At 64.9% G+C, this 12,625-nt stretch carries 8 protein-coding genes; 7 read left to right on the forward strand and 1 reads right to left on the reverse strand.

Going from position 1 to position 12,625, the window contains the following annotated elements; all coding sequences use genetic code 11:
• The first annotated feature begins 61 nt into the window (after positions 1-61).
• The 7 genes from glmS (at position 62) to EB812_RS03930 (ending at position 11,230) form a co-directional block, all read left to right on the forward strand.
• A complete protein-coding gene (gene glmS / locus EB812_RS03900; RefSeq protein WP_118229327.1) occupies positions 62-1,891 on the forward strand; it encodes a glutamine--fructose-6-phosphate transaminase (isomerizing) in 1,830 nt (609 codons plus the stop codon).
• Positions 1,892-1,968: 77 nt separating this feature from the next.
• Positions 1,969-2,766, forward strand: a complete 798-nt coding sequence (locus EB812_RS03905; protein WP_118229328.1) for a type III pantothenate kinase — start codon at positions 1,969-1,971, stop codon at positions 2,764-2,766.
• Between the two features lie 59 nt (positions 2,767-2,825).
• A complete protein-coding gene (gene eno, locus EB812_RS03910) occupies positions 2,826-4,127 on the forward strand; it encodes a phosphopyruvate hydratase (protein WP_118229329.1) in 1,302 nt (433 codons plus the stop codon).
• A gap of 142 nt (positions 4,128-4,269) precedes the next feature.
• A complete protein-coding gene (gene folD, locus EB812_RS03915; RefSeq protein ID WP_118229330.1) occupies positions 4,270-5,130 on the forward strand; it encodes a bifunctional methylenetetrahydrofolate dehydrogenase/methenyltetrahydrofolate cyclohydrolase FolD in 861 nt (286 codons plus the stop codon).
• The gene (gene uvrA / locus EB812_RS03920; protein WP_118229331.1) at positions 5,127-8,081 is read left to right on the forward strand and encodes an excinuclease ABC subunit UvrA; all 2,955 of its coding nucleotides are present in this window, start codon (positions 5,127-5,129) and stop codon (positions 8,079-8,081) included. The genes folD and uvrA overlap by 4 nt, the downstream gene beginning before the upstream one ends.
• 248 nt (positions 8,082-8,329) lie before the next feature.
• Positions 8,330-9,532: a saccharopine dehydrogenase family protein gene (locus EB812_RS03925; RefSeq protein WP_118229332.1), complete on the forward strand. Its 1,203-nt coding sequence runs from the start codon at positions 8,330-8,332 to the stop codon at positions 9,530-9,532.
• 75 nt (positions 9,533-9,607) lie between these two features.
• Entirely contained in the window at positions 9,608-11,230 is a 1,623-nt protein-coding gene (locus tag EB812_RS03930) for a gamma-glutamyltransferase family protein (RefSeq protein ID WP_130957843.1), read from the forward strand.
• 90 nt (positions 11,231-11,320) lie between these two features.
• On the opposite strand, the gene EB812_RS03935 is transcribed toward EB812_RS03930, so the two are convergent.
• Complete coding sequence (locus tag EB812_RS03935) at positions 11,321-12,358, reverse strand: CNNM domain-containing protein (RefSeq protein ID WP_118229441.1); 1,038 nt, start codon at positions 12,356-12,358, stop codon at positions 11,321-11,323.
• Positions 12,359-12,625: the final 267 nt, after the last annotated feature.

Below are 12,625 nucleotides of genomic sequence, written 5' to 3' on the forward strand. Positions count from 1 at the left end.
TCCCTCCCCCCGAAAAAATCCCCGGCTCGGCCGGAACCAACGGACATCAAGGAGATACGCCATGTGCGGCATTATCGGCTATGCGGGCCACAGGCCCGCGGTTCCCGTAGTGGTGGAGGGTCTGCGCCGTCTGGAATACCGCGGCTATGATTCCGCCGGTGTGGCCTTTTTGCGCCAGGGCGCGCTGGACGTGGTGCGGGCCACGGGCAAACTGGCTGCGCTGGAAGAAAAACTGGCCCACGAAGAAGGCGTCACCACGCCCACCTGCGCCATGGGCCACACCCGCTGGGCCACCCACGGCGTGCCCGCCGAACGCAACGCCCACCCCCACCGCTCCAACGATGGGGCCCTGGCCATGGTGCACAACGGCATCATTGAAAACTACCTGGAAATCAAGGCGGACCTTACGGCCAAAGGCTACACTTTCAGCTCTGAGACGGACACCGAGGTGCTGGTCAACCTCATTGCCGAGCGCCGCAAAACCGAACCAGACCTGTTGCACGCCTTTGCCGCGGCCCTGCGCGAGGCCCACGGGGCCTACGCCGTGTGCCTCATGTGCCGCGATGAGCCCGGCGTCATCTACGCCGCACGCATGTCCGCCCCGCTCATCTTCGGCCTGGGCACGGGCGAGCACTTTGTGGCCTCGGACATCCCGGCCTTTCTGCCTTACACCCGGCAGGTGATTTTTCTGGAAGACGGCGAGCTGGTGCGCGCCACCGCCGCGGACTATGCCGTCCTCAAACTGGCGGACCTGCGCCCGGTGCAGCACGAGGTGCAGACCATCCAGTGGGACATGCAGGCCGCGCAGAAAGGCGGCTACCGCCACTTCATGCTTAAGGAAATTTTTGAACAGCCCCGCGTGATCACCGACGGGCTCACGGGCCGCGTGAGCGCCGACCACAGCGCCGTGCGCCTGGCGGAGCTGGACGCTTTGCCCGTGCCACGCCGCCTGCACATTGTGGCCTGCGGCACCTCCTACCACTCCGGGCTCTGGGCGCGGCACTTGCTGGAACCTTGGGCCGGCGTGCCTGTGCAGGTGGAAATCGCCTCTGAATTCCGCTACCGTGAAAGCCTGCTCCTGGACAAGGACGACATGGTGCTGGTCATCAGCCAGAGCGGCGAAACCGCCGACACCCTGGCCGCCCTGCGCCGCGCGCGGGAATGCGGGGCCACGGTGCTGGGGCTCTGTAACGTGGTGGGCTCTTCCATCGCGCGCGAGGCTTCGGCCGTGCTCTACACCCAGGCCGGGCCGGAAATCAGCGTGGCTTCCACCAAGGCCATGTGCAGCCAGATGCTCATGCTGGCCCTTATGGCTCTGTACTGGGGCCGGCGGCAGAACACCCTGCCGCTGGAACAATGCCGCGCGCTGTTGCGCCAGCTGGAAAATCTGCCCGCCATGCTGGACGACGCCCTGCCCGCCATGCACGCCACCGCGCGCGAACTGGCCCGCAAGTACGCCCAGGCCCGCAACTTCTTTTACCTGGGGCGCGGCCACTGCTACCCCCTGGCCCTGGAGGGCGCGCTCAAACTCAAAGAGCTTTCCTACATCCACGCCGAAGGCTATGCCGCCGGCGAAATGAAGCACGGCCCCATTGCCCTCATCGACCCGGCCTTCCCCACCTTTGCCCTGGCCCTGGACGACGGGCTGCTGCCCAAGGTAGTTTCCAATATGGTGGAAGTGCAGGCCCGTCAGGGCAAGGTCATTGCCCTGACCAACCCCGGCGTGGAGCCGGAGGCCGAGGACGTCTGGCGCATCCCGGCCCTGCCCGCGCCTCTGGCCGGCTTTATGGCCCTGCCCGCCCTGCAGCTCTTCAGCTATGAAATGGCCGACTACCTGGGCAAGGATGTGGACCAGCCGCGCAATCTGGCCAAGAGCGTCACCGTGGAGTAAGGCCCGGCGCGCCTTGCCTCCAGGCGGTGAATGGGGCATACTGCGGCAGCGCGTGCGGACGCCGCAGGGGGGAAAATATGGGGTGCGAACTTCTGCTGTTTGATATCGGCAACACATCGGTCAAAATCGGCCTGGCCGACGCGCGTCGGGTGGTCGCCTCCTACACGCTGCACACGGACGTGGGGCAGACGGCGGACAATCTGGGCCTGACGCTTTTGCCCCTGCTGCAGCACGCAGGCGTGACGCCGGGGCAGCTGGTCGGCTGCGTGGCCTCTTCGGTGGTGCCGGGTTTTGATCCCCTGCTGCGCGAGGCCGTGGCCCGCTACCTGGACCGCCCCCTGCACCGGGTGGGCAAAGATCTGCCCGTGCCGCTGGAAAACCGCTACGAACGCCCCTGCGAGGTGGGGGCCGACCGTCTGGTGGGCGCTTATGCGGCGCGGCGGCTGTTCCCTGAAGTTCCGTCCATCCTGGTGGTGGATTTCGGCACGGCGGTCACCCTGGACTGTGTGAGCGGCGATGCCTACCTGGGCGGCCTGATTTTTCCCGGCCCGCGCACGGCCCTGGCCGCGCTTTCGGGCGCGGCGGCCAAGCTGCCGCGCATCAATCTGGACGTGCGCGCCACAGAGCCCTCGCCGGGCCGCAACACCAGCACCAGCATGCGACACGGGCTGGTCTTCGGCTTTGCCAGCATGGTGGAAGGGCTGGTCCAGCGGCTCAAGCGCCAGCTGTCCGGCCCGGTCAAAGTGCTGGGCACGGGCGGCTTTGCCGACGCCATCGCCCGTGTGAGTCCGGTCTTTGATCAGGTGGCCCCCATGCTCTTGCTTGAAGGGCTGCGCCGCCTGTACTACGAACAGCGGGACACGCTGGACCGCTGACCCCGCGCCGTTCGCGCGCTTTTTTCGCAATCACCGCCCGCAGGGCAAAAGGAGCCATCATGAGCAGCATCGCCTCGGTTTTCGGCCGTGAGATTCTTGATTCGCGCGGCAACCCCACTGTGGAAGTGGAAGTGACGCTGGAATCGGGCCACAGCGCCAGAGCCGCCGTGCCTTCCGGCGCGTCCACCGGCAGCCGCGAAGCGCTGGAAATGCGCGACGGCGACAAAAAACGCTTTGGCGGCAAGGGCGTGACCAAGGCCGTGGAGCACGTCAACAGCGAAATTGCCGACGCCCTCACGGGCATGGACGTGCTGCGCCAGGTGCAGATTGACAATACCCTCATTGATCTGGACGGCACGGACAACAAATCCCGCCTGGGGGCCAACGCCATGCTGGGGGCCAGCATGGCCTGCGCCCGCGTGGCCGCGGAATACCTGGGCCTGCCCCTCTACAAATATCTGGGCGGCATCAACGCCAAGGTCCTGCCCGTGCCCATGATGAACATCGTCAACGGCGGCGCGCACGCTCCCAACAACCTGGACATTCAGGAATTTATGATCATGCCCGTGGGGGCCATGACCTTCCGCGACTCCCTGCGCATGGGCGCGGAAATCTTCCACACCCTGCAGGCCATCCTCAAAAAGGACGGCCACGTCACCAGCGTGGGCGACGAGGGCGGCTTTGCCCCCAACCTCAAAAACCACGACGAGGCCTTCACCTACATTATCAAAGCCATTGAAGAAGCGGGCTACAACCCCGGCCGTGAAGTGGCCCTGGCCATAGACGCCGCGGCTTCAGAATTTTACAAGGACGGCGCTTACGTGCTGGCCGGTGAAGGCAAAACCTTCAACAACGCCGAAATGAGCCAGTGGTTGGCCGAGTTTGCCGACAAATACCCCCTTATCTCCATTGAAGACGGCATGGCTGAAGGCGACTGGGACGGCTGGGGCATGCTCACGGGCGCTCTGGGCGACCGCATCCAGCTGGTGGGCGACGACGTTTTCGTCACCAATCCGGCCATTCTGGCCGAGGGCATTGACGCGGGCGTGGCCAACGCCATCCTCATCAAACTGAACCAGATCGGCACAGTCACCGAAACCCTGGACACGGTGGAAATGGCCAAGGAGGCCTCCTACAGTACGGTCATCTCCCACCGCTCCGGCGAAACCGAAGACAGCTTCATTGCCGACCTGGCCGTGGGCCTCAATGCCGGGCAGATTAAAACCGGCTCCCTCTGCCGTTCGGAGCGTATGGCCAAGTACAACCAGCTGCTGCGCATTGAAGAAGAGCTGGACGAGGACGCCGAATTCTTCGGCCCCATCATGGCGGAATACTACCTGCAGGAAGGGGGGGACGAGTAGCCTCGTCCGGTTTGCCCCTGTCGGCAGGGTACCAGCATCTTGTGCAGGGAAGACAGTTGCGGGGGAGGCGGCCCTTTTGCAAAAAGGGCTTCTTTCCCCGCAAAATTTTCGCCGCGCACGTTCCTTGTGTTCTGGAGACGACATGATTCTGATTGACGGCAAAGCAACGGCGGCGGCCCTGCGGGCCGAACTGGCCGAGGCCGTGGCCGCGGCGCGGTCTGACGGCGCGCGCGCGCCAGGCCTGGCGGTGATTTTGGTAGGCGAAGACCCGGCCTCGCAGGTCTATGTACGCAATAAGGAGCGAGCCTGCGCCGAGGCGGGCATAGTTTCCTTTCCGCACCATCTGCCCGCCCAGACCAGCCAGGCGGACCTGCTGGCCCTGATCCGCGCCTGCAATGCAGACGCCAACGTGGACGGCATCTTGCTGCAGCTGCCCTTGCCCGGCGGCCTGGACGCCCAGGCCTGCCTGCTGGCCATTGATCCGGATAAGGACGTGGACGGCTTCCACCCCATGAATGTGGGGCGGCTTTCCCTGGACCTGCCGGGATTTGTTTCCTGCACGCCCGCCGGGGTCATGGAGCTTTTGCGGCGCTACGAGCTGCCCACGGCGGGTCAGCGGGCCGTGGTGGTGGGGCGCTCCAACATCGTGGGCAAGCCCCTGGCCATGCTCTTGTCCCGCCCCGGCCCCTACGGCGACGCCACAGTCACCGTGTGCCACTCCCGCACGCCCGACCTGGCGGCGCAGTGCCGGCAGGCGGACTTTCTGTTTCTGGCCCTGGGTCGGCCGCGCAGCATCACCGCCGACATGGTGCGCGAGGGCGCTGTAGTTATTGACGTGGGCATCAACCGCACCCCGGAGGGCCTTTGCGGCGACGCGGACTTTACCGCGGTGAGCAAAAAGGTCCGGGCCATCACCCCGGTGCCCGGCGGCGTGGGGCCCATGACCATTGCCATGCTGCTGGCCAATACCGTGCAATCCTGGCGGCAACGCCTTTCCTTATGAGCGAAGCAAAAAAGCCCTGCATCCACATCGTCAAGGCCCGGCAGCACAATCTGCGCAACATCAGCCTGGATATCCCCAGAGACGAGCTGGTGGTGGTCTGCGGGCCTTCGGGTTCCGGCAAGTCCACCCTGGCCTTTGACATTGTCTATGCCGAAGGCCAGAGGCGCTATGTGGAATCCCTCTCCACCTACGCCCGCCAGTTTCTGCCCCAGATGGACAAGCCCGATGTGGAAAAAATTGAGGGCCTTTCTCCGGCCATTTCGCTGGAGCAGCAGAGCGTTTCGCGCAATCCGCGCTCCACAGTGGGCACGGTGACGGAAATCTACGACTTTCTGCGCGTGTTCTACGCCCGGCTGGGGCGCATGTACTGCCCCCAGTGCGGACGGCCCATTGAGGCCCGCGCCGCGGACGAAATCATTGCGGACATTCTGGCCCTGCCCCAGGGCGAAAAGTTTATGGTGCTGGCGCCGCTGGTAGAACTGCAGAAGGGCACGCATCAGGACAAGTTTAAAAAACTCAAGGCCGAAGGCTTTGCCCGTGTGCGGGTGGACGGCGCGTTTCATACTCTGGACGCCCTGCCGGAGCTGGACAAGAATAAAAAGCACAGCATTGACCTGGTGGTGGACCGCCTGGTCAACAAAGAGGGCCTCCGCGGGCGGCTGGCCGATTCTGTGGAACTGGCCCTGCGCTTCGGCGACGGGCGCCTGGTGGTGCACCGCCCCGGCCTGCCGGAAGCGGAGCAGGACGCGGTGCAGTCCACTACCTCGGTCTGCCCGCACTGCCATATTTCCCTGCCGGCCTTGAGTCCGCAGCTGTTTTCCTTCAACGGGCCGCAGGGGGCCTGCCCCCGCTGCGTGGGCCTGGGCGGGGTGGACTACTTTGAGCCGCGCCTCATTGCTCCCAACATGGGCCTGGCTCTCAATGCCGGGGCCCTCTTGCCTTGGACGGGCAAGTCCTTTGCCCGCTATGCGGCGGCCCTCAAGGCCCTGGGCAAACGCTTCCGGTTCAGTCTTGACACGCCGCTGGAAAAATTTTCCGAAGACGCCCTGGCCGCCCTGTTTTACGGCGAGGACGAGCATGGCCGCCCGGCGCGGACCTCGCTGGGCCTGCGCCGCAACTGGATGGGCGGCAGCGTGGCCCTGGGCGCGGCGGGCGACTACCAGAGCGAGCATTTTTCTGAAGTTCTCAAAACACAGGGCCGGGTGCAGGCCGACGAACACCGCTGGCCCGGCGTCATCCCCCTGCTGGAAAGCGGCATGCAGTACGGCGAAGCCTGGCGCGAGGCGCTGGCGCGCTTTCGCCAGACCATGGCCTGTCCGGACTGCCGCGGCGCGCGCCTCAACCCCGGCGCTCTGGCCGTACGCGTAGACGACCTGAACATCGCCCAATTCTGCGCTCTTTCCGTGGAACGCGCCCTGGACTGGCTGGCCCGGCGTCGCTTTACGGGCCGCCACGCCCTCATCGCCGAACCACTTTTGAAAGAACTCACCCACCGTCTGTCCTTCATGCGCAATGTGGGGCTGGAGTACCTCTCTCTGGGCCGCTCCATGGCCACCCTTTCCGGCGGCGAGGCCCAGCGCATCCGTCTGGCCTCACAGCTGGGCTCCGGCCTGGTGGGCGTCACCTATGTGCTGGACGAACCCTCCATTGGCCTGCACCCCCGCGACAACGAACGCCTGCTGGGCACCCTGCGTTCTCTGCAGGCCCGCGGCAACACCGTGCTGGTGGTGGAGCACGACGAGGCCACCATCTGCGCGGCGGACACAGTTATTGAGTTGGGCCCCGGCTCCGGCGCGCAGGGCGGCGAAATCATGTTCCAGGGCTCTGTGGACCAGCTCCTGCGGGCGGACACGCTCACGGCCCGCTACCTGCGCGGCGACGCCAGCATCCCCCTGCCCGACCAGCGCCGCGAGGGCAAGGGCGCGCTGCTGCTCCACGGCATTACCACCAACAACCTGCAGAACATCGACTGCCGCATCCCCCTGGGCGTGCTCACCTGCGTTACGGGGGTTTCCGGTTCGGGCAAAAGCTCGCTGGTGGTGGATACCCTCTACAAACATCTGGCCCTGAGTCTGGGCCAACGCGTGGATCAGCCCGGCAGCATAGCGGGCCTGAGTTATACCAAGGACGCCGCCCCTGTGGAGCGCATTGTGGCCATTGACCAGACCCCCATCGGCCGTACCCCGCGCTCCAACCCGGCCACCTACACCAAAATCTTTGACGAAATCCGCAACATCTTCGCCCTGACGCCCGACGCCCGCAAACGCGGCTACAAACCGGGGCGCTTCAGCTTCAACGTGCGCGGCGGCCGCTGCGAAGCCTGCGGCGGCGACGGCCAGATCCGGGTAGAAATGCACTTTCTGCCCGATATCTACGTCACCTGCGACGTCTGCAAAGGCCGCCGCTATAATCACGAAACCCTGGAAGTGCGCTACAAAGGCCTGAATATCGCCGACGTGCTGGAGCTTACCGTGCGCCAGGCGCGGGAGCTTTTCAGCAGCTATCCCGCCCTGGAGCGCCGCCTGGCCGTGCTGGAAGAAGTGGGCCTGGAGTACCTGCGCCTGGGCCAGCCCGCCACCACCCTTTCCGGCGGCGAAGCCCAGCGCATCAAAATCTCGCGCGAACTGGGCAAACGCTCCCTGCCCGGCACCATGTACATTATGGACGAACCTACCACCGGCCTGCACATGCACGAGGTGGGCAAGCTCATCAAGGTGCTCCACGCTCTGGTGGACCGGGGCGCCAGCGTGGTGGTCATTGAGCATAATACAGATATGATCCTGGCCGCGGACCATGTGCTGGACATGGGCCCCGGCGGCGGCGAAAACGGCGGGCGCATCGTGGCTGCGGGCACACCTGAGGCCATTGTGGCCGACCCGAACTCCGTCACCGGGCGCTTTCTCATGCAGGAACGCCTGGACAGGACCAAACGCCGGCCGCAGCCCGCGTAGCTGCAGCCAGAGAAAGAAAAGCCGCCGGAGGCGGCTGGGGGACACAGGCCCCGCTCTCCCCCTCCCCGGCGCGCAGGGCCTTGCGGTCAGCGCCATAGCAACATGAATGCCCGGCGACCCTCTTCCGCAGGCGCACAGGACGTTTCACAGACCTCCGCCCATTGCCTTCACGGGCTGCGGCGGTGTAGCCTGCGGGGCAGGCGCTTTCCTGTCCCAGGCAACCTTTGCAACAGATGAGGTTAGACATCATGGCCAATCTTCTGATCATCGGCGCGGGCGGCGTGGGCAGCGTGGTGGCCCACAAGTGCGCCCAGGCAGCCAAATACGAGCAGGCCTTCAGCAGCATCACCCTGGCCAGCCGCACCCGCGCCAAGTGCGACGCCATTGCCCAAAGCGTCAAAAAACGCCTGGACGTGGACCTCAGCACCGCGCAGGTGGACGCGGACAATGTACCCGAACTCTGCGCCTTGCTGCGCGACGTAAAGCCCGACCTGGTCTGCAACGTGGCCCTGCCCTACCAGGACCTGCACATCATGGACGCCTGCCTGGAATGCGGCGTGCACTATGTGGATACGGCCAACTACGAGCCCTTGGACACGGCCAAATTTGAATACAAATGGCAGTGGGCCTACAACGAACGCTTCCGCGACGCGGGGCTCACGGCCCTGCTGGGCTCCGGTTTCGACCCCGGCGTCACCAACGTCTACGCCGCCTGGGCCCTCAAGCACCAGCTGGACGAAGTGCACGTACTGGACATTATCGACTGCAACGCCGGCGACCACGGCCAGCCCTTTGCCACCAATTTCAATCCGGAAATCAATATCCGCGAAGTCACGGCCAGGGGCCGCTACTGGGAACGCGGCGAATGGGTGGAAACCGACCCCCTGTCCTGGTCCATGACCTACGACTTCCCCGACGGCATCGGCCCCAAAAAATGCTACCTCATGTACCACGAGGAACTGGAATCCCTGGTGCGCAACCTCAAGGGCGTCCGCCGCGCCCGCTTCTGGATGACCTTTTCGGAAAACTATCTCAACCACCTCAAGGTGCTGGGCAACGTGGGCATGACCCGCATTGATCCCGTCAAATTCCAGGGGCAGGACATCGTGCCCATACAGTTTCTGGCCAAGCTGCTGCCCGACCCGGCTTCCCTGGGCCCGCTCACCAAGGGCAAGACCTGCATCGGCGACGTGCTGCGCGGCGTAAAAAACGGCAAAGAAAAAACGGTCTATATCTACAATATCTGCGACCACGAAGTCTGCTACGCCGAGGTGGGTTCCCAGGCCATTTCCTACACCACGGGCGTACCCGCCATGATCGGCACCAAAATGGTGGCCTCAGGCCAGTGGCGCAAGCCCGGCGTCTGGAACATGGAACAGATGGACCCGGACCCYTTTATGGAAGACCTCAACCGCTACGGCCTGCCCTGGCAGTGCGTGGAGGTAAAATAACCCGCCAACGGCTTTGCGCGAACACGGGCGGCCCTTGTGCCGCAGGGGCCGCCCGCAAGACCAGGAAGTCCCGCCATGCGCCATCCCTTTGATTTTGACCCCCTTTACGCGCCCCACCCTTCCCGCAGAATACCCATCTACGCCCGCAACGGCATGGTGGCCGCTTCTTCCGCCCTGGCCTCCGCGGCGGGTCTGGCCATGCTGCGCCAGGGCGGCAATGCCGTGGACGCCATTGTGGCCACGGCCGCAGCCCTCACCGTGCTGGAGCCCACCTCCAACGGCTTGGGTAGCGACGCCTTTGCCCTGGTCTGGCAGAACAACGCCCTGCACGGGCTCAATGCCAGCGGCCCCGCGCCCCAGGCCATTTCCATCGAAAAGGTTCTGGCCCGCCACGGCGGCCCCGCCATGCCGCGCTACGGCTGGACGCCCGTGACCGTGCCGGGCGCGGTGGGGGCCTGGGCCGCACTCTCCGCCCGGTTCGGCAAACTGCCCTTCGCCACGCTGCTGGAACCGGCCATCGCCTACGCCAGTGAGGGCTACCCCGTGCCGCCCATGCTGGCCTTTCTGTGGGGCGAAGCCTTCCAGACCCTGCGGGAACACTGCACCGGGCCGGAATTTGCCGCCTGGTACAGCACTTTTGCGCCCCAGGGACGGGCCCCGCTGGCGGGCGAAATTGTGCGCCTGCCCCACCACGCCCGCAGCTTGCAGGCCATAGCCCAAAGCCGCGCCGAAGATTTTTACCGCGGCGACCTGGCGGCCCGTATAGCAGCAGAAAGCGCCGCCTTTGACGGCTACCTCTCGGCCGCGGACCTGGCGGCCTTCCAGCCCCAATGGGTAGACCCCATCAGCGTGAGCTACCGCGGCTGCGAACTGTGGGAAATACCGCCTAACGGCCAGGGCATCACAGCGCTCATGGCCCTGAACATCCTCAAGGAATTTCCCCTGGAAAGCCTCGACGCCGTGGAGGCCCGCCATCTGCAATGGGAAGCCATGAAGCTGGCCTTTGCCGACGCCCGCCACTACGTCACCGACAACCGCCACATGACCGTGGACTACCACAACTTTCTCGAGCCGGCCTTCGGCGCGGCCCGCGCCCGCCAGATCACCAGCCAGGCCGCCCTGCCCGCGCCTGTGCAGCTGCCCAAAGGCGGCACGGTCTATCTGTGCGCAGCCGACGCACAGGGCAACATGGTTTCCTACATCCAGAGCAACTATATGGGCTTCGGCTCCGGCATTGTGGTGCGCGACACGGGCATTGCCCTGCAGAACCGGGGCGCGGATTTTTCCCTGGACCCCCAGCACGCCAATTGCCTGCAGCCGGGCAAAAAAACCTACCACACCATCATCCCGGCCTTTATCACCAAGGGCGGCCGCCCCATAGGGCCCATGGGCGTCATGGGGGCCTACATGCAGCCGCAGGGGCACGTGCAGGTCATGTGCAATCTTGTGGATTTTAAGCTCAATCCGCAGCAGGCCCTGGACGCGCCGCGCTGGCAGTGGGTGGGCGACCGCCGCTTTCTGGTGGAGCCGTCCTTTCCTGTGGAAACGGCCCGCCAGCTGGCGGGCAAAGGCCATGAGGTGGAAGTGGCCCTGCAGAGCACGTCCTTCGGACGGGGCCAGCTTATCCTGCGCCTGGACAACAACGTGCTGGTGGGCGCTGCGGAACCGCGCACAGACAGCAATATCGCCTGTTATTAAGGTGGAATAGCTGTGGGGGGAAGGGGACTTTTGTGAACAAAAGTCCCCTTCCCCCCACGCCCCCCATCCCTCAAAAAACTTTTTTCTGCTCTAGATTTTGCCGCGTGTGGCGGCCTCCCTGCGGCGACGGGCCAGGGCGCGCAGGTCTTCCACATTGTCGCTTTCGTCCACAATTTCGCTGCCCAGAATCTCTTCCACCACATCCTCCAGCGAAACCACGCCCGCAAGGCCGCCGTATTCGTCCAGCACGGCAAACAGATGCTCGTGCGCCTCCAGCATCTCACGCAAAAGCACGTCCAGCGTCTGATTTTCCAGAATAAAATTAATGGGCCGCAGAACAGCCGCAAGCGGCAGCCCGCCCTGACCATCACGCAGGTTGCGGGCCAGGGCGCGGCGCTCCACAAAGCCCACAATATCCTCGTTATCGTCCCCGTACACCGGCACGCGGCTGAAATGCCAGATGCGCGGGTCATTATAGGCCGCTTCCACCGTTGCGTTTTCCGGCAGCGAAAAAACCACGGTACGCGGGGTCATGACGTCATAGACGCGCTTCTGGTCCAGGGCCAGCACGTTGCGGATAAAGGCTTCCTCATAGGGCTTGATGCGCCCGGCCTGGCGCGACAGGCTGGCGACGGCGCGGATGTCGTCCTCCGAAACCATCGGCCCGGAAGCGCGCGGCCGCACCACCAGGCGGCTGATACAGGTCGTGACCCACAACAAGGGCGCCAGCAGCCGGGTAAGCACAGCCAGAGGTCGGGCCATGACCACGGCCAGGGCCTCGGTATGGGCCACCCCCAGGCTCTTGGGCAGAATCTCGCCCAGAATCAGCAGCAAGCCCGTAAAGCCCACGGCAAACAAAGCCGTGAAGTCCGGCCCGAATTGCGCCAGAAAAGCCGCGCCAGCCACCGTGGCCCCGGCCGTATTGGCAATGGTGTTAAGGGTAAGAATAGCGGCAATGGGCCGGTTGACCTCCAGCCGCAGCTTGTAGAGCACCGCGCCCGCTGGCCGGCCGGACCGCCGCAGCCGCTCAATGGCAGACCACGGCAGCGTATAGAGCACGGTTTCCGCCAGGGAACACAAAAAACACACGGCAATGGCCAGAGTGATGGAAAGAACCAGGGTCAGCATAACGTCTTCCTGCATGAAGCCTGCGGGGCGCACGCGCCGCCGTCCGCCCAGCATAAGCCGCGCCCGGTCCGCTGGCAACGGCCTTCTTGCGGCCTCCGGGCGCATAAGCCCCGACCGCTGCGCGGTCATGGGGGGGCTCGCAATCCCTTTCAGAACACTGTGAAGCGCGGGAGAGATTGGGCTGCCAAGACGGCTTTGGGCAGGCAGGATACAGGAAGGCCGCGCGCAAGTGCGGGAGAAATTTTACGTTCAGACAAGGAATGGACT

This window comes from Desulfovibrio legallii (assembly GCF_004309735.1).
Taxonomy (GTDB): Bacteria; Desulfobacterota; Desulfovibrionia; order Desulfovibrionales; family Desulfovibrionaceae; genus Desulfovibrio; species Desulfovibrio legallii.